Origin of the sequence: Amnibacterium soli, from assembly GCF_039544415.1 — a bacterium.
In the GTDB taxonomy this organism is placed as follows: domain Bacteria; phylum Actinomycetota; class Actinomycetes; order Actinomycetales; family Microbacteriaceae; genus Amnibacterium; species Amnibacterium soli.
The window spans coordinates 456,951-474,326 of the sequence record NZ_BAABLP010000001.1 but is presented as its reverse complement, the minus strand read 5'-3'; the positions used below and the strand labels follow the sequence as shown (position 1 = coordinate 474,326).

Annotated in this window: 16 protein-coding genes and 1 other RNA gene; 7 read left to right on the top strand and 10 right to left on the bottom strand. The window is 73.1% G+C overall.

What is annotated here, in order from left to right:
- Nucleotides 1-162 precede the first annotated feature (162 nt).
- On the top strand, nucleotides 163-4,029 hold the full coding sequence (locus tag ABEA53_RS02285) for a multifunctional oxoglutarate decarboxylase/oxoglutarate dehydrogenase thiamine pyrophosphate-binding subunit/dihydrolipoyllysine-residue succinyltransferase subunit (RefSeq protein WP_425550590.1): 3,867 nt from the start codon (nucleotides 163-165) through the stop codon (nucleotides 4,027-4,029).
- A gap of 59 nt (nucleotides 4,030-4,088) precedes the next feature.
- On the opposite strand, the gene ABEA53_RS02280 is transcribed toward ABEA53_RS02285, so the two are convergent.
- The gene (locus ABEA53_RS02280) at nucleotides 4,089-4,328 is read right to left on the bottom strand and encodes a zf-HC2 domain-containing protein (protein ID WP_345479304.1); all 240 of its coding nucleotides are present in this window, start codon (nucleotides 4,326-4,328) and stop codon (nucleotides 4,089-4,091) included.
- 5 nt (nucleotides 4,329-4,333) lie between these two features.
- Nucleotides 4,334-5,194, bottom strand: coding sequence for a sigma-70 family RNA polymerase sigma factor (locus ABEA53_RS02275; protein ID WP_425550584.1), 861 nt, complete (start codon nucleotides 5,192-5,194; stop codon nucleotides 4,334-4,336).
- 112 nt (nucleotides 5,195-5,306) lie between these two features.
- Here ABEA53_RS02275 and aroA point away from each other — a divergent pair, with 112 nt between their 5' ends.
- Together aroA and rsgA are read left to right on the top strand one after the other, a co-directional pair.
- Nucleotides 5,307-6,617: a 3-phosphoshikimate 1-carboxyvinyltransferase gene (gene aroA / locus ABEA53_RS02270; RefSeq protein WP_345479303.1), complete on the top strand. Its 1,311-nt coding sequence runs from the start codon at nucleotides 5,307-5,309 to the stop codon at nucleotides 6,615-6,617.
- Nucleotides 6,614-7,693, top strand: coding sequence for a ribosome small subunit-dependent GTPase A (gene rsgA / locus ABEA53_RS02265; RefSeq protein WP_345479302.1), 1,080 nt, complete (start codon nucleotides 6,614-6,616; stop codon nucleotides 7,691-7,693). The genes aroA and rsgA overlap by 4 nt, the downstream gene beginning before the upstream one ends.
- Nucleotides 7,694-7,716: 23 nt before the next feature.
- Here rsgA and ABEA53_RS02260 read toward each other — a convergent pair whose 3' ends face one another.
- Complete coding sequence (locus ABEA53_RS02260) at nucleotides 7,717-8,340, bottom strand: GrpB family protein (protein WP_345479301.1); 624 nt, start codon at nucleotides 8,338-8,340, stop codon at nucleotides 7,717-7,719.
- A 61-nt stretch (nucleotides 8,341-8,401) separates the two neighbouring features.
- On the opposite strand from ABEA53_RS02260, the gene ABEA53_RS02255 reads away from it, so the two are divergent.
- The 4 genes from ABEA53_RS02255 to ABEA53_RS02240 are packed head-to-tail and all read left to right on the top strand — an operon-like array spanning nucleotide 8,402 to nucleotide 11,508.
- Nucleotides 8,402-9,208 (top strand): inositol monophosphatase family protein, encoded by an 807-nt coding sequence (locus ABEA53_RS02255; RefSeq protein WP_345479300.1) that lies wholly within the window; start codon nucleotides 8,402-8,404, stop codon nucleotides 9,206-9,208.
- Between the two features lie 6 nt (nucleotides 9,209-9,214).
- On the top strand, nucleotides 9,215-9,679 hold the full coding sequence (locus ABEA53_RS02250; protein ID WP_345479299.1) for an RNA polymerase sigma factor: 465 nt from the start codon (nucleotides 9,215-9,217) through the stop codon (nucleotides 9,677-9,679).
- Entirely contained in the window at nucleotides 9,676-10,290 is a 615-nt protein-coding gene (locus tag ABEA53_RS02245; RefSeq protein WP_345479297.1) for a methylated-DNA--[protein]-cysteine S-methyltransferase, read from the top strand. Before ABEA53_RS02250 ends, ABEA53_RS02245 begins: the two co-directional genes overlap by 4 nt.
- A 42-nt stretch (nucleotides 10,291-10,332) precedes the next feature.
- Nucleotides 10,333-11,508 carry an alcohol dehydrogenase catalytic domain-containing protein gene (locus tag ABEA53_RS02240; RefSeq protein ID WP_345479296.1) on the top strand — a complete coding sequence of 392 codons (1,176 nt, stop codon included), beginning with the start codon at nucleotides 10,333-10,335 and terminating at the stop codon, nucleotides 11,506-11,508.
- 69 nt (nucleotides 11,509-11,577) lie between these two features.
- On the opposite strand, the gene ABEA53_RS02235 is transcribed toward ABEA53_RS02240, so the two are convergent.
- The 7 genes from ABEA53_RS02235 to ftsE all read right to left on the bottom strand — a co-directional run bounded on the left by ABEA53_RS02235 (nucleotide 11,578) and on the right by ftsE (nucleotide 17,287).
- Entirely contained in the window at nucleotides 11,578-13,038 is a 1,461-nt protein-coding gene (locus tag ABEA53_RS02235) for an MFS transporter (protein ID WP_345479295.1), read from the bottom strand.
- A 10-nt stretch (nucleotides 13,039-13,048) separates the two neighbouring features.
- A complete protein-coding gene (locus ABEA53_RS02230; RefSeq protein WP_345479294.1) occupies nucleotides 13,049-13,576 on the bottom strand; it encodes a P-loop nucleotide/nucleoside kinase family protein in 528 nt (175 codons plus the stop codon).
- 60 nt (nucleotides 13,577-13,636) lie between these two features.
- Nucleotides 13,637-14,009: a transfer-messenger RNA gene (gene ssrA, locus ABEA53_RS02225) on the bottom strand.
- A 105-nt stretch (nucleotides 14,010-14,114) separates the two neighbouring features.
- The gene (locus ABEA53_RS02220) at nucleotides 14,115-14,573 is read right to left on the bottom strand and encodes a GNAT family N-acetyltransferase (RefSeq protein WP_345479293.1); all 459 of its coding nucleotides are present in this window, start codon (nucleotides 14,571-14,573) and stop codon (nucleotides 14,115-14,117) included.
- Nucleotides 14,570-15,046, bottom strand: a complete 477-nt coding sequence (gene smpB, locus ABEA53_RS02215) for an SsrA-binding protein SmpB (RefSeq protein ID WP_345479292.1) — start codon at nucleotides 15,044-15,046, stop codon at nucleotides 14,570-14,572. Before smpB ends, ABEA53_RS02220 begins: the two co-directional genes overlap by 4 nt.
- A 58-nt stretch (nucleotides 15,047-15,104) precedes the next feature.
- Nucleotides 15,105-16,019, bottom strand: a complete 915-nt coding sequence (gene ftsX / locus ABEA53_RS02210) for a permease-like cell division protein FtsX (RefSeq protein WP_345479291.1) — start codon at nucleotides 16,017-16,019, stop codon at nucleotides 15,105-15,107.
- Nucleotides 16,016-17,287, bottom strand: coding sequence for a cell division ATP-binding protein FtsE (gene ftsE / locus ABEA53_RS02205; RefSeq protein ID WP_345479290.1), 1,272 nt, complete (start codon nucleotides 17,285-17,287; stop codon nucleotides 16,016-16,018). The genes ftsX and ftsE overlap by 4 nt, the downstream gene beginning before the upstream one ends.
- Between the last annotated feature and the right edge of the window lie 89 nt (nucleotides 17,288-17,376).

Below are 17,376 nucleotides of genomic sequence, written 5' to 3'. Positions count from 1 at the left end.
GAAACGGTATCCGTGCGGCCCCCGATCCCGAGGCGGCGGGCGTAGCCTCTACTGCTGCGACTGCAGGGAGCGGATGACGTGGGCGAAGATTCAGTGCCGAACCAGCTGACCACCGGAACCGAGGAGGGCGCTGCGACGGAGTTCGGCGCCAACGAGTGGCTGGTGGACGAGCTCTACGAGCGCTTCCAGGCCGACCGCGACTCGGTGGACAGGTCGTGGTGGCCGGTCCTCGAGGACTACCACCCGGTCGAGACGGACGCGGTGCTGCAGCCCCACGACGGCGCCCCGGCGCCCGAGCCCGCCCCGGCGCCCGAGCCCGCGCCCGCGCCCGCGGCCGGCGGAGCCCCGCAGGCGGGCGTGCCCGTCGAGCGCCCGGTCAGCAGCGACGCCCCGCCGCTGCCCGGCCCCGCCGCCACGCCGAAGGACCTGCCCGCCGCCTCCACGCCTCCCGGCACCGACGGCACGGACGCCGCCGCGGTCGCCGCGGCTCCGGAGCCCGCGCCCACCGCGCAGGCGCCGAAGCCCGCCGCAGCGCCGGCTCCCGCCGCAGCGCCGGTGAAGGCCGAGGCGCCGAAGGCGCCCGCCAAGAAGCCCATCCCTGCAGACGCCCCCGCCCAGCGCGTCCAGTCCGGGGCGGCGAGCGACGACGTCGTCACCCCGCTGCGCGGGATGGCGAAGGCACTGGCCACGAACATGGACCAGTCGCTGTCGATCCCGACGGCGACCAGCGTGCGGACGATCCCGGCGAAGCTGATGATCGACAACCGCATCGTCATCAACAACCACCTGCGCCGCGCCCGCGGCGGCAAGGTGAGCTTCACCCACATGATCGGGTGGGCGCTCGTCAAGGCGCTCATGGAGTTCCCGAGCCAGAACGTGCACTACGCCGAGATCGACGGCAAGGCCTCGGTCGTGCAGCCCGGCCACATCAACCTCGGCCTCGCGATCGACATCCCGAAGCCCGACGGCAGCCGCGCGCTCCTCGTCCCCTCGATCAAGCGGGCCGAGACGATGCACTTCGCGGAGTTCGTCGCCGCCTACGACGACCTCGTCCGCAAGGCGCGCGCGAACAAGCTGACCGTGGAGGACTTCGGCGGGACCACGATCTCGCTGACGAACCCGGGCGGCATCGGCACGGTCCACTCCGTGCCGCGCCTCACGGTCGGCCAGGGCGCGATCATCGGCGCCGGCGCGCTCGAGTACCCGGCCCAGTTCCAGGGCTCGAGCGAGAAGACGCTGATCGACCTCGGCATCTCGAAGACGATCACGCTCACGTCGACCTACGACCACCGCGTGATCCAGGGCGCGGGCTCCGGCGAGTTCCTCCGGATCGTGCACCAGCTGCTGATCGGCGAGGAGCACTTCTACGAGGAGATCTTCGCCGCGCTCCGCGTGCCGTCCGACCCGATCCACTGGGCGCAGGACATCAACGTCGACCTCGCCGACCACGTGTCGAAGACGGCGCGGGTGCAGGAGCTGATCAACGCCTACCGCGTCCGCGGGCACCTGCTCGCCGACACGGACCCGCTCGTCTACCAGCAGCGGCGGCACCCCGACCTCGACATCCGCAGCCACGGCCTCACCTTCTGGGACCTGGACCGCGAGTTCGTCGTCGGCGGCTTCGCCGGCAAGCGGGCGATGAAGCTGCGGGACGTGCTCGGCCAGCTGCGCGACAGCTACTGCCGCACGGTCGGCCTCGAGTACATGCACATCCAGGACCCCGCGCAGCGCGCGTGGTTCCAGGAGTCGCTCGAGCGGCCGTACGCGAAGCCGACGCACTCCGAGCAGATGCGCATCCTGGGCAAGCTGAACCAGGCGGAGGCGTTCGAGACGTTCCTGCAGACGAAGTACGTCGGCCAGAAGCGCTTCAGCCTCGAGGGCTCCGAGAGCCTCATCTCCCTGCTCGACACCGTGCTGCAGCGCGCGACGGAGGAGGACGCTCTCGACTCCGCCGCGATCGGCATGGCCCACCGCGGCCGGCTCAACGTGCTCACGAACATCTGCGGCAAGACCTACGGCCAGATCTTCCGCGAGTTCGAGGGCACGCAGGACCCGAGGACCGTGCAGGGCTCCGGCGACGTGAAGTACCACCTCGGCACCGAGGGGCAGTACGTCTCCGCGACCGGGGAGGCGCTGCCCGTCACCCTCGCCGCGAACCCGTCGCACCTCGAGACCGTCGACGGCGTGCTCGAGGGCATCGTGCGCGCGAAGCAGGATCGCGACCCGGTCGCGACCTACCGCGTGCTGCCGATCCTCATCCACGGTGACGCCGCGATGGCGGGCCAGGGCATCGTGGTCGAGACGCTGCAGATGTCGCAGCTGCGCGCGTACCGCACGGGTGGCACGGTGCACATCGTCGTGAACAACCAGGTCGGCTTCACGACCTCGCCGACCGACGCCCGCAGCTCGATCTACGCGACCGACGTCGCGAAGACCGTGCAGGCGCCGATCCTCCACGTGAACGGCGACGACCCGGAGGCGGTGGCCCGCGTCGCGGAGCTCGCGTTCGCGTACCGGCAGCAGTTCCACCGCGACGTCGTGGTCGACCTCGTCACCTACCGCCGCCGCGGGCACAACGAGGGCGACGACCCCTCGATGACCCAGCCGGTCATGTACAACCTGGTCGAGGCGAAGCGCAGCGTCCGCAAGCTGTACACCGAGGCCCTCGTCGGCCGCGGCGACATCACGCAGGAGCTGTACGACGACGCCCACCGCGACTTCCAGTCGCGGCTCGAGCAGGCGTTCGCCGAGACGCACGACGCGCAGGCCTCCAGCGCCCCGACGATCGCGCCGGAGCCCGACGCGGACTCGGACGCGGTCGCCGACCTCGAGATGCCGACGGCGCAGCGGGACGAGGGGCGCCCGGCGCCCGCCGGCGTGGACGCGGCCGTGCTCCAGCGGATTGGCGACGCCTTCGTGTCGCCGCCCGAGGGCTTCACCGTGCACCCGAAGCTGCAGGGCCTGATGGCCAAGCGCGCGGAGATGACCCGCGCCGGCGGCATCGACTGGGCGTGGGCCGAGCTGCTCGCGCTCGGCACGCTGCTGCTCGACGGCACGCCCGTGCGGTTCGCCGGGCAGGACTCCGGCCGCGGCACCTTCGTGCAGCGCCACGCGGTCCTCCACGACCGGGAGACCGGCGCCGAGTGGACGCCGCTGTCGCACCTGTCGGAGGAGCAGGGCAAGTTCTGGATCTACGACTCGCTGCTCAGCGAGTACGCCGCGCTCGGCTTCGAGTACGGCTACTCCGTCGAGCGCCCCGACGCGCTCGTGTGCTGGGAGGCGCAGTTCGGCGACTTCGTCAACGGCGCGCAGATCGTCATCGACGAGTACGTGTCCGCCTCCGAGCAGAAGTGGGGCCAGCGCTCGAGCGTCGTGCTGCTGCTCCCCCACGGCTACGAGGGCCAGGGCCCGGACCACTCGTCGGCGCGCATCGAGCGGTTCCTGCAGCTCGCGGCGCAGGACAACATGACGATCGCGCAGCCGTCGACGCCCGCGTCGTACTTCCACCTGCTGCGCCGCCAGGCCGTCGCGCGCCCGCGCCGCCCGCTGATCGTCTTCACGCCGAAGTCGATGCTGCGCCTCCGCAGCGCGACGAGCGGGGTGGAGGAGCTGACCGAGGGCGCGTTCCGCCCGGTCATCGACGACGCGCGCATCCAGGACCCGTCGGCGGTGACGCGGGTCGTGCTGCACGCCGGCAAGGTCCACTACGACCTCGTGGCGGAGGCGGAGAAGCGGGACGACACCGCGACCGCGCTGGTGCGGGTCGAGCAGTACTACCCGGTGCCGCGGGCGGAGCTGACCGAGGTGCTGCAGCGCTATCCCGGCGCCGAGATCGTCTGGGCGCAGGACGAACCCGCGAACCAGGGAGCGGCGCCCTTCGTGCAGCTGGAGATGCTGCGCGGCCGGATCGCCGGCGACCGCGACGTCCGCGTCGTGTCCCGCCCGGCGTCCGCCTCACCGGCGGCCGGTTCGGCGAAGCGCCACCAGGCCGAGCAGGCGGACCTCGTCCAGCGGGTCTTCCAGCGCTAGGTCGAGCTCTCGTCTTCACGGAGATCCGGCCTCGCCGGATCTCCGTGAAGACGAAGTGATCAGTGGGTGATGGTGAGCCGGAGGCTCGTGATCACCTGGGAGCGGAGCTCCTCCGGGGCCGTGTCACGGCAGGCGCGCTTCACGGCCTCCGTCAGCACCCGGCCGACGTGCACCTCGTCGGAGCAGTCGACGCAGTGCGCGAGGTGCTCGGAGATGTCGGCGTACTCGGAACGCTCGAGCTCGTGGTGCAGGTACTCCTCGAGATCCTGCTTGGCCTTCTCGCAGCCGCAGTCCGTCATCGGTCTCAGGCTCCCTTCCTGGCTGGTGCGGTGCGGCGCGACACCGCGCCCATCGCGATCCCGCGCTCCTGCGCGTAGTCGGTCAGCCGCTCGCGGAGCAGGCGGCGGCCGCGGTGGAGGCGGCTCATCACGGTGCCCACGGGCGTGTGCATGATGTCGGCGATCTCCTGGTAGGAGAACCCCTCCACGTCGGCGAGGTAGACGGCGAGGCGGAAGTCCTCGGAGATGGACTGCAGCGCGTCCTTCACCGTCGAGTCGGGGAGGTGGTCGATGGCCTCCGCCTCGGCGGAGCGGGAGGTGCGGGACGCCGAGGTCGTGGACTGGGCCTCGCCCAGCTGCCACTCCTCGAGGTCGTCCGTGCTCGACTTGTAAGGGTCGCGCTGCTTCTTCCGGTACGTGTTGATGTACGTGTTCGTGAGGATCCGGTACAGCCACGCCTTGAGGTTCGTCCCCTGCTGGAACGAGCGGAAGGCGCCGAACGCCTTCACGAAGGTCTCCTGCACGAGGTCCTGCGCATCGGCCGGGTTCCGGGTCATCCGCATCGCGGCGCCGTACAGCTGGTCGATGAAGGGCAGCGCCTGCTGCTCGAACAGGGCGCGCAGCGCCGCGGGGTCCGCGGGCAGCTCGGCGGGCTCCTCGCGGATCACGTCGTCGAGCGCCTCCTCGACCGTGTCCTCGAGGGTCTCCTCCTCGGCCGCGTCGGGCGCCGCCGCGAGGTCGGCCTCGTCGTCGATCGACTCGTCGGCGTCGTCCTCGCGATCGGCATCCTGGTCGACAGCGGCCTCGTCGGCCTCGTCGTGCGCGGGGGCGTCGAGATCGACGACCTCATCGGCATCGGCGCGGGCGGGCTGGGACGGGTGGGACATGCCTGCGGAGTGTAGTTGGGCAGGCCGGAGGCGGATCGGAGGAGCGGTGAGCACGGCGGAGGTCATGCGGCAGCCCCTTCCCGGATCGCGACGCGGACCTAGGCTGGAACCGATGGTGCACGCGACCTATTCCGAGGCGGTCTGGCCGGCTCCCGTCGCGCCCGGCCCGCTGGCCGCGACCGTGCGCCTCCCTGGCTCGAAGAGCCTGACGAACCGCGAGCTCGTGCTGTCGGCGCTCGCCGACGGCCCGTCCGTGCTGCGCGCGGCGCTGATCGCCCGCGACACCGAGCTGATGCTCGCCGCGCTGGGGGCGCTCGGCGTGGGCGTCGAGCGGGACGGGGAGGCGGTCCGCGTCTCGCCCGCACCGCTGCGCGGCGGCGTCGCGATCGACGTCGGGCTCGCGGGCACCCTCATGCGCTTCCTGCCGCCGGTCGCCGCGCTCGCCGACGGAGACGTGCGGTTCGACGGCGACGAGCGGGCCCGGCAGCGGCCGATGGCGACGACCGTCGGGTCGCTGCGCGCCCTCGGCGTCGACGTGGACGACGAGGGCCGCGGCACGATGCCCTTCACCGTGCGCGGCACCGGACGGGTCGGCGGCGGACCCGTCGCGATCGACGCCTCCGGGTCGAGCCAGTTCGTGTCGGGCCTGCTGCTGTCCGGCGCGCGGTTCGAGCACGGGATCGAGGTGGAGCACCGGGGCGCCCGACTGCCCTCCCTCCCCCACATCGACATGACCGTCGACGCGCTCGCCCGTCGCGGCGTCCCCGTCGACGCGGCGGTGGGCGACGGCGCAGCCCGCTGGACCGTGCCGCCGCACGCGATCGCCGGGCGCGACCTCGTCATCGAGCCCGACCTGTCGAACGCGGCGCCCTTCCTCGCCGCCGCGCTGGTCGCGGGCGGCGCCGTGCACGTGCCCGACTGGCCGGAGTCGACGACGCAGGTGGGCGACCGCCTCCGCGAGTGGCTCGCCGCCTTCGGCGGGCGGGTCGAGCGCCGGGACGGCGGCCTGACCGTGTCCGGCGACGGCGTCGCCGCCGCGTCGCTGCGCCCGGTCGACCTGGACCTCGGCGAGGGCGGCGAGCTCGCGCCGACGCTCGTCGGGCTGGCGGCGCTCGCCGACGGCACTTCCACCTTCACCGGCATCGGCCACCTGCGCGGGCACGAGACCGACCGGCTCGCCGCCCTGGTCGCCGAGCTCGGCGCGGTCGGGATCACCGCCTCCGAGACCGAGGACGGCCTCGTCGTCGAGGGCGGGCGCCCGGTCGCCGGCGACCGGCCGTGGCGGAGCTACGCGGACCACCGCATCGCCACGACCGGTGCGCTGCTCGGGCTCGCCACGCCGGGGCTCGCGGTCGAGGACGTCGCGACCACCGCGAAGACCCTGCCCGGCTTCGTCGACCTGTGGCAGCGGATGCTCGCATGAGCTGGATGACCGACGAGGACGAGCCGTACGAGGACTACGACGAGTCCGACGCGAAGGTCCGCCCCAACCGGAAGGGCACGCGGCCGCGCACGAAGCAGCGGCCCGCCCACGAGACCGCCGTGCCCGGCCGGGTCGTGTCCGTCGACCGCGGCCGCATGCACGTGCTCGTCGACGAGGACGGCGAGGACGAGCGCGTCGTGCTCACGACCCGGGCACGCGAGCTCGGCAAGGAGGGGGTCGTCGTCGGCGACCGCGTCGACGTCGTCGGCGACCTGACCGGCGAGGCGGGTTCGCTCGCCCGGATCGTGCGGATCGTGCAGCGGGAGACGGTGCTGCGCCGCAGCGCTGACGACACCGACGAGGTCGAGCGGGTCATCGTCGCGAACGCGGACCAGCTGCTCACGGTGGTCGCGGCCGCGAACCCGGAGCCCCGGCCCGCCCTGATCGACCGCTACCTCGTCGCGGCGTTCGACGCCGGGATCGACCCGGTGCTGCTCATCACGAAGACGGATCTCGCGGACCCCGCCGACCTGATCGCGGAGTTCGTGCCGATCGAGCTGCCGATCCTCACGACCCGGGCCGGCGGCGACCTCGCCGCGGTGCGCGCGGCGCTGCTCGGGCACACGACCGTCGCGGTGGGCCACTCCGGCGTCGGCAAGTCGACGCTCGTGAACGCGCTCGTGCCGGAGGCGCAGCGCGCGACCGGCGTCGTGAACGCGGTCACGGGCCGCGGACGGCACACGTCGTCCTCCTCCATCGCCCTGCGCCTCTACGCGACGGAGGAGGAGCGCGCGGCCGGGCTGCCCGCGGCGGGCTGGGTCATCGACACCCCGGGCATCCGCTCGTTCGGCCTGGGCCACGTCGACCCGGCCAACATCCTGCGGTCGTTCGCGGCCCGATCCCGCCCGGTCGAGGACCCGCCGGACGGCATCGCGCTCGCCGACGCGCACGACTGGGAGATCGTCGACCGGGTCAGCGCCGGCGAGCTCGGCGACGCCGGCCGCCGCCGCCTCGAGTCGCTCCAGCGCCTCCTCGACGCGCAGGGCGGCCGCGTCACCGGCGCCGACGGCGAGTAGCCCGTCTTCATGTCGGAGGCCGGTCAGGCGAGGCCCGCGTCGGCGAACAGGCGGGCGTAGACGTCGCGGAGCACCGCCTGCTTGCGCGCGTTGTACTGCTGCACGTGCTCGCCCGCGGCGAGCGCCGCCGCGGCCGCGTCGCGCTTCGCCACGGCGTAGCGGTCGCGATCGTCCGGGTGGGTGCGCAGCCAGTCGCGGAACAGGCGCTGCCGGGCCGACTCCGGGCTGTCGGGGCCGTAGACGTGCAGGTTCACGGCCGGGTCCGTGCCGCGCAGGAGGCGGTGCCCGTACCACCAGGGCTCGCGGACGGCGAGCTCGAACCCCGCGGCCTCGAGCGGCGGCACGTACGACGCCTCGTCGTCCGGGTCCGGCACCCGCAGGTCGATGTCGAGGATCGGCTTCGCCGGCAGGCCCGGCACGGAGGTGGACCCGACGTGCTCGACGCCGACGGCGACCGGTCCGAGCACCGTGCGGATGCGCTCGACGACCGCCGACGCCTGCCCGGGCCAGGCCGGGTCGGGCTCGACGATCCGGATCTCGCGCCCCGGGCCGGCGCCCGGGACGTACGGCGACTCCCCCTCCGGCACGGGCGGGTCGAGGAACTCGGTCAGGCCGGGGGTGCGCAGCAGGTCGCTCGTCGAGGTCACGCCCCGATCCTGCCGCGCCGAGCGTCGGCCGGAGGGGGCGCCGCAGCCCTACGGTGGAGCCGTGCCGGACCTCGCCGACGACCTCGCCCTCGCCCTGCGCCTCGCGGACGCCGCCGACGCGCAGAGCATCGCCCGCTTCCGCGCCGCCGACCTGCGCATCGACACGAAGCCCGACCGCACGCCGGTCACCGACGGGGACACCGCGGTCGAGCGCGCGATCCGGGAGGTGCTCGCGGATCAGCGCCCGGACGACGCGATCCTCGGCGAGGAGTACGGGGGCGAACGCGCCCCCGGCCGCCAGTGGATCGTCGACCCGATCGACGGCACGACGAACTTCCTGCGCGGCCTGCCGATCTGGGCGACCCTGATCGCGCTCGCGGTGGACGGCGAGCCGGTGGTCGGCGTCGCCTCCGCGCCCGCGCTCGGCCGCCGCTGGTGGGCCGCGATCGACCACGGCGCCTGGGCCGCGGCGCTGCCGGACGGCGAGCCGGAGCGCCTGGCCACCTCCGGGGTCCGCAGCCTCGACGACGCCTTCGTCAGCTACAACGCGATCCAGGGGTGGGACGCGGCGGGCTGGCTCGAGCCGCTGCTCGCCCTCACCCGGCGGTCGTGGCGGTCCCGCGCCCTCGGCGACTTCTGGTCCTACGTCCTCGTGGCCGAGGGCCAGCTCGACGTCGCCGGCGAGCACGACCTCAAGGTCTACGACATCGCCGCGCTGGCACCGATCGTGGCGGAGGCGGGCGGCCGCTTCTCCGCGCTCGACGGGCGGCCGGGCCCGTGGCACGGCACCGCGCTCGCCACGAACGGGCCGCTGCACGACGAGGTGCTTGAGGTGCTGGCCTCACATCTCGCCCCGCCCGCGCGTTGACGTGATGTGAGGGAGCCCTTCGAGCACGTCGTCACCGCGCACGGCGAGACCGTCTGGCGCGTGTGCCGCGGCCTGCTGCCGCAGCACGACGCGGAGGACGCCTGGAGCGAGACGTTCGTCGCCGCGCTCGGCGCCTGGGACCGCTTCGAGGGCGACCGGGTCCGCGGCTGGCTCGTCACCATCGCGCACCGCAAGGCGCTCGACGTGCTGCGGGCCTCGGCGCGCACCGTGATCCCGGAGGAGGGCGTGCCCGACTCCCCCGTGCCGCCCGCGGGCCGCGACCTGGACCTCTGGGCCGCGCTCGCCCGCCTCCCCGACGGCCAGCGCGCCGCCGTCGTGCACCACCACCTCGCCGGGCTGCCCTACGACGAGGTCGCGGCGGTCACCGGCACCACCCCTGCCGCCGCGCGCAAGGCCGCCTCCGACGGCGTCCGCCGGCTCCGCACCCTGCTCGTCCTGGAGGACGCATGACCACCGCAGCCCCGATCCCCGACCTCCCGCCGACCCCGCCCGCGCTGCTCGACCGCCTCCACGAGCGCCTCGAGGCCCGCGCCGTCGGCGACGCGGCGCCCGACGTCCACTACCGGACCGTCGACTCCCCCGTCGGCCGCCTGCTCGTCGCCGCGACGGAGGCGGGCGTCGCCCGGGTCGCGTTCGAGCGGGAGGGCGAGGAGGCGGTGCTGCAGTCGCTCGCGGACCGCATCGGGCCGCGGATCCTGCGGACGCCGAAGCGGCTCGACGACGCCGCGCGCTGGTTCGACGCCTACTTCGCCGGCGCCCACGACCCGTTCGGGCTGCCGCTCGACACCCGGCTCGCCCGCGGCTTCCGACTGGAGGTGCTGGACCGCCTCCGGCAGGTGCCCTACGGCGAGCGGGTGAGCTACGCGGCGCTGGCCGCACGGACGTCGTCCCCGAAGGCCGTGCGCGCCGTCGGCACCGCGTGCGCCACGAACCCGCTGCCGCTCGTGATCCCCTGCCACCGGGTCACGCGCTCCGACGGGTCGGTCGGCGCCTACCTGGGCGGGCCGGAGACGAAGGTGCGCCTGCTCGCGCTCGAGACGACGGGCGCCCTCCCTTCCTGAGCGACGCGGGAAGCGCCCAGCCCGGACCGATGGGATGGCGGCATGCGCGCATTGACTTGGCAGGGCATGGAGAAGGTCTCGGTCGAGGAGGTGCCGGACCCGCGGATCGAACGACCGACCGACGCGGTGATCCGCGTGACCTCGGCGGCCATCTGCGGCTCCGACATCCACCTGTACGACCTGTTCGGCCCGTTCCTGAACAAGGGGGACGTGCTCGGCCACGAGACGATGGGCGTCGTCGAGGAGGTCGGCGCCGGCGTCACCCGCGTCAAGGTGGGCGACCGCGTCGTGATCCCGTTCGTGATCGCGTGCGGCGAGTGCTTCATGTGCCGCCGCGGCCTGCACACCCAGTGCGAGACGACGCAGCAGCACGAGCACGGCACGGGCGCCGCGCTCTACGGCTACACCGAGCTGTACGGCGAGGTGCCGGGCGGCCAGGCGGAGCGCATGCGGGTGCCGCTCGCCGACTTCAACGCGACCGTGATCGGCACGGACCTGCCGGACCTGCGCTACCTGTTCCTGTCCGACATCCTGCCCACCGCGTGGCAGGGCGTGCAGTACGCCCAGGTGCCGGAGGGCGGCACGCTCGGCGTGCTGGGCCTCGGCCCCGTCGGCCAGTTCGCGGCCCGCATCGGCAAGCACCTCGGCTACCGCGTCGTCGCCACCGACCCGGTGCCCGAGCGCCGTGCGCTCGCCGAGAAGTGGGGCGTGGAGGCGTTCGACATCGACGGCGACGTGGTCGCGCGCCTGAAGGACGCGACCGACGGCCGCGGGCCGGACGGCATCGTCGACGCGGTCGGCATGGAGTCCCACGGCCAGGGCGCCGTCGGCCTCGCGCAGAAGGCGGTCGGCCTGCTGCCGGACGCGCTCGCGCAGAAGGCGATGACGACCGTCGGCGTGGACAAGCTCGTCGCCCTGCACACCGCCTTCGACGCGGTGCGCCGCGGCGGCACCGTCTCCCTCTCCGGCGTCTACGTCGGCACGGCCGACCCGACGCCGCTGATGACCCTGTTCGACAAGCAGGTCACGATCCGCATGGGTCAGTGCAACGTGCAGCGCTGGCGCGACGACCTGCTGCCCCTCGTCGAGGACCCGGCCGATCCGCTCGGCACGATGGACCTCACGACGCACGAGGTCGGCCTCGACGAGGCCCCGGACATGTACCGGATCTTCCGCGACAAGGAGGACGGCTGCATCAAGGTGGTCCTCCACCCCTAGCTCACTTCGCTCACGCTTCGTGCCGCCCGACGACGCGTCGAGCGGCACGAAGCGTGAGCAAAGCAAAGGTCAGGAGGTGCCCTGCTTGCGGCGGCGGCCGAGGTCGGCGAGCGCGAAGCCCAGCGCGACGAGCAGGATCAGGATCGCGAGCCCGCCGCCGCCCAGCGTCGCGAGGTGGTAGTCGCCGAGCTTCGATCCCGCGGCGTCCGCGTTCAGCACGGTGAAGAACACCGCGGAGGCGCCCGCGACGCCGATCGCGGTGCCGACGCGCTGCCCGACCTGCGCCACGGAGCCCGCGACGCCGCCCTCGGCGACCGGCACCTCCGACAGCGTGAGCGTCTGGTTCGGCGAGACGACGGAGCCGCCGCCCGCTCCCGCGACGAGCAGCCCGGCGGCCATCAGCCACGGCACGAGCGCCGGCGGCGCGAGCACGGCGGCGGTCAGCGACAGCCCGAAGCCGACCGCTGCCACGACCAGGCCGACCACGACGAGCGCGCGGCCGTACCGGTTCACGAGGCGCCCCGCGGCGTAGGAGGAGGCCGCGGAGGCGAGGGCGAACGGGATCGTCACCATGCCGGCGAAGACCGGCTCGAGCCCGAGCCCCTCCTGCAGCAGCAGGGTGTTCAGGAGGAAGGTCGCCGGACCCGCGGCGAACCAGAACGTCGCGACGATGAGCCCGTTGCGGTAGGACGCGCGCCCGAACAGCCCCACGTCGACGGCGGGCGTGCGGCCGCGCGCGGCGTATCGCCGCTCCCACGCCAGGAAGCCGGCGAGCAGCCCGGCAGCGGCGACGAGCGAGAACCAGCGCGCCGGGGCGTCGTGCCCCTGCCCGGTCGTGAGCACGAACGGCAGCATGAAGGCGACGACGGTGAGGCCGAGCAGCCCGACGCCGATGGGGTCGAGCGACTTCCCCTCCGACGTCGCGTGCTTCCCGGGGAGCACCCGGGCGGCGAGCACGAGCAGGACCAGACCGAGCGGCACGTTCATCCAGAAGATGAACCGCCAGCCGTCGACCGGGCCGCCGAGCAGGATCAGGGCGCCGCCGATCGTGGGACCGAGCGCCGTGCCGAGCCCGACGCTCGCGCCGTAGACGCCGAGGGCCCGCGCCCGGCGCTCCCCCTGGTACAGCTCCTGCGCCAGGCCGAGCACCTGCGGCATCTGCAGGCCCGCGCCGACGCCCTGCAGGAAGCGGGCCGCCAGCAGGATGCCGGCCGTCGGCGCGAGCGCGCAGAGCAGGCTGAACAGCGTGAACACGGCGAGGCCGATCAGGAACATCGTCTTCCGCGACAGCACGTCGCCGAGGCGGCCGCCGGGCACGAGCGCGAGGCCGAACGCGAGCGCGTAGCCGGCGACGATGATCTGCAGCTCCGTCGGCCCGGTGTGCAGGGCCTTCTGGATCGACGGCAGCCCGACGTTCACCTTGGAGAGGTCGAGGATCGTCAGCACCGCGACGGCGATGCTCACCGCGAACGCTCGCCCCTTGGCGCGTTCGTCGAGACCCGCCGCCCGCTGCCCTGTCGCGGCGGTCACGGCCGTGACGCTACGCCGCGGGATGTGAAGGCGGGCTGGACGGCACCGCAGCCAGCACCGACCGCGCCAGCTCCTCCACGGGATGTGCGGCGTCCAGGCGGAGGACGCCCGGGCCCCAGCGGTCCGGGCGGGCGACCACGACCGCGTCCCACGCCGGTTCGGCGAGGTGCACGAAGGGCCGGGTCCGCCCCTCGAGGCGCGTGCGGTGCGTCGCTGCGTCGTCGATGACGAGCACGATCTGGAGCAGCGCGGCGCCGGTCGCCGCGGCAGCACGACGCCAGGTCCCGCGCGCGGGCTCCGAGTCGTTCACCGCGTCCACGACGACGTCGAGCCCCTGCGCCAGGTTCTGCTCGGCCGCAGCGCGGACGACCTCGTACGCGGCGACCCCCGTCTGCCGGGCGGCGAGCCCGCAGGCGCGCATCGCCTCCTCGACGTCGTCGATGGAGAGGCGCACGGCCGGGTGCAGAGCCGCGACGGCGTCCGCGACCGTCGACTTCCCGATGCCGGGAGGGCCGGAGAGCACGATCAGGCGGACCACGGCCCGATCCTCCTCCACCAGCGCGACAGCGGCCCGGGCTCCTGCTCCCCTGTCGGGGAGGAGTGGAGATGGGGGGAATCGAACCCCCGTCCACTGCTGAGGAACCACGTCTTCTCCGGGCGCAGTCTGCGTGTGTCGTTCTGCTCGGCCCCGATCCTTACCGCAGACGGATTGCGATCGACGGGCCCAGCCCCGGTTGAAGTCCCACGGCGCCCCGAGGCGGAACGTCCGTAGCAAGTCCTCTAGCTGACGCCGGCTACCGGGTCGAGGACGACACCCGGGCCGACGGCGTCACTCTGGCTTAAGCAGCGAGAGCGAACGCGGTGCGAGACTTACTGGCACCTATTGTTTGCGTGCATCGTTAACGAGATAAGCACGCATCCTCGACCCGCTTCCCGTCGTTGAACAGGCAATGTCGAAACCGATCATCCCCTGGCGGAAACCGAGCCACTGTCGCGCTGTGGAGTTGTGCGCCCGGGATCGCTCCTGGGCTCGTCGAGTGTAACGACCCCCGCCGACAGGTTGTTCCCGCCGCGGCTCAGAGCGCGAGGGCGAAGTACCGGCTGTGCGGGTCGAGCGCGTAGTCGCCGAACGGCTCGCAGGGCGTGAAGCCGTGCCGGAGGTACAGCCGGGCGGCCGCCTCGAAGAACGGCTCGGTGCCGGTCTCGAGCAGCACGCGCCGGTCGCCCCGCTCGCGCGCGTGCCGGATGAGCTCCACGAGCACCGCGGCGGCGACGCCCCGGCCGCGGGCGGCGGGCGCGGTGCGCATCGACTTCAGCTCCGCGTCACCGCCGCCGAGCGACGTGAGCGCCCCGCAGCCGAGCAGCGTCCCGTCGTCGTCGCGGGCCGCGAGGAACCGCACCGCCGGGGCCGCGAGCAGCTCGGGGTCGAGCGCGTGCACGCTCTCGGGCGGCGAGATGCGCCGCATGTCGGCCAGGTGCTCCTCGAGCAGGGCGCGGACGTCCGCAGCGAGCGGGTCGTCCGGCGCGATCCTCACTCGCCGAGGTTGTTGCGCGTGCGCATGGCGCGCTGCGCCTCGCGGGTGTCCTGCCGCTCGCGCAGCGCGTGCCGCTTGTCGTACTCGCGCTTGCCCTTCGCCAGCGCGAGCTCGACCTTCGCCTTGCCGTCCGAGAAGTACAGGGAGAGCGGCACGAGCGTGTACCCGCCCTCGCGCACCTCCGAGTGCAGCTTGAGGATCTGCTGCTTGTGCAGCAGCAGCTTGCGGGTGCGCCGCGGCGGGTGGTTGGTCCAGGTCCCCTGGTTGTACTCGGGGATGTGCACCGCGTCGAGGTACGCCTGCCCGTTGTCGATGTAGGCGTAGCCGTCGACCAGGGAGGCGCGGCCCTGCCGCAGCGACTTCACCTCGGTGCCGGTCAGCACGATGCCGGCCTCGTAGGTGTCCTCGATCGTGTAGTCGTGCCGGGCCTTGCGGTTCGTGGCCACGACCTTGCGCCCCTGCTCTCTGGGCATGAGACACCTCCGATCGACTGCTCGCCCGGATCCGGGCGGCCGATCAGTCTACCGAGCGCTAGACCCGGAGGTACCGGGAGATCGCGATGTTCGCCGACACCGCGGCCAGCACGACGCCCGCCCCGATCAGGATCGGCACCACGATCAGCGCGTCCGGCACGGTCACGAACGCGATGTCGCGCTGCGCCTGCGCCAGGTAGCCCTGCACGAAGAACTGCACGATGCCCACCGTCGTCGCGGCGGCCAGCACCGAGCCGATCAGGGACGCGAGCACGCCCTCGAGGATGAAGGGCGTCTGGATGAAGCGGTTCGAGGCGCCCACCAGTCGCATGATGCCGAGCTCCCGCCGGCGCGAGAAGGCGGAGAGGCGGATGGTGGTCGAGATCAGCAGCGCCGCCGCGACGAGCATCAGCGCGGCGATGCCGGCGGCGGTGATGGAGGCGGTGTTCAGCACCGCGAAGATCTGGTCGAGCAGGCGCCGCTGGTCGGTGACCGCGTCGACGCCCGGCATGCCGCTGATCGCCTCGCCGATGACGGCGGACTGGTTCGGGTTCTTCAGGTTCACCCAGAAGGCCTCGTTCAGCAGGTCCGGCGTCACGTAGTCGGCGACCGGGTTGCCCTTGAACTGCTTCTGGAAGTTGTCGTACGCCTTCTGGTGGTTCTCGAAGTAGAAGTTGTTGACGAAGCTCTTCACGGGCGCCGTCTCGAGCGCCGTGCGCACGGCCTCGATCTGCGCCTTCGTCGCGCCGCCGTCCTGGCAGTTGGTGCTCGGCACGGCGCCGTTGCAGAGGTACACGGCGACCTGCGCCTTGTCGTACCAGAAGTTCTTCATCTGGCCGATCTGCAGCTGCATGAGCGCCGCGGTGCCGACGAAGGTCAGGGACACGAAGGTGACGAGCACGATGGAGACGACCATCGAGAAGTTGCGCCGGAGGCCGCTCGCGGCCTCGCCCAGGACCAGACCGAGTCTCATGAGGACGGACCCACCTCGTCGTCGTCGCCCTTCCGCGCCCGCAGGCCGAGCCCCGTGATGAAGTCGAGGTGGTCGGGCAGCTGGTCGCGGTGCCGGGCGACACCGCGCAGATCGCCGTCGCCCGAGTCGTCGAGGTCGGGCATGGCGCCGAGACCGGGATCGGTCTGCGCCGTCGGGACCGCGCCGGTGTCGGTGCGGGGCGCCGGCACGGGGGCGGCGAAGAACAGGGAGCGCCCGTCGGGGTGCTCCTCCTCCGCGGGCGGCGCGACGGGCGCCGCGCGCCAGGGCGCGTGCTCGCCGGGCAGCAGGACGGGGCCCGTCTCGGCCCGCACCCAGATCGGCGTCGAGCTGGTCGTGGGCGCAGCGGCGGCGGCCGGCGCGACGGGCACGGCGCCGGTCTCGGGCCGGACGACCGGCTGTGCGCCCGTCGCGGGGCGCACGACGGGCTGCGCGCCCGTCGCAGGGCGCACGACCGGCGTCGCACCCGTGCCGGACGCGGGCTGGCCGCGGCGCGCCCAGAGCGGCACCGGGCCGTCCCGCTGCACGGGCGGCTCGGCGACCGGCGGCTTCGGCAGCTTGATGGAGCTCGTGACGTACGTCGCCTCGTGCTCGTCGCGGATGATCTTGCCCTGCACCAGCTCGACGACGCGCTTCTGCGCGCGGTCGACGATGGTGACGTCGTGGGTGGCCATCACGACCGTGGTGCCCTGCTGGTTGATGCGGTCCAGCACCTGCATGATCCCCTCGCTGGTGCGGGGGTCGAGGTTGCCGGTGGGCTCGTCCGCGAGCACGATCGACGGCTTGTTGACCACGGCGCGGGCGATGGCGACGCGCTGCTGCTCACCGCCGGACAGCTCGTTCGGGAAGTTCGACGACTTCTCCGCGAGGCCGACCGTCTCGAGCACGTCGGGCACGGTGGTCTGGATGAAGCCGCGGGACTTCCCGATCACCTGCAGGGTGAAGGCGACGTTGTCGTAGACCGTCTTGTTCGGCAGCAGGCGGAAGTCCTGGAAGACGACGCCGAGGCTGCGGCGGAAGTACGGCACCTTGCGCGTGGAGATCGACGTGAGGCGCTGGCCCAGCACGTGGATCTCGCCGCTCGTCGGCTTCTCCTCCCGCAGCATCAGGCGGAGGAGGCTGGATTTGCCGCTGCCGGAGGCGCCCACGAGGAAGATGAACTCCCCGGCGCCGATCTCGAGCGTCACGTCGTCGAGCGCAGGCCGGGGAGCCCCCCGATAGCGCTTGGTCACGGAGTCGAAGCGGATCATGTCGCAGCCACGATAGGTGCCGATCCCGCTCGCGGCGGGTCCGACAGGCGAACTCCATCACTGTCGTTCATGTTCCGCCCGCCTTCCCG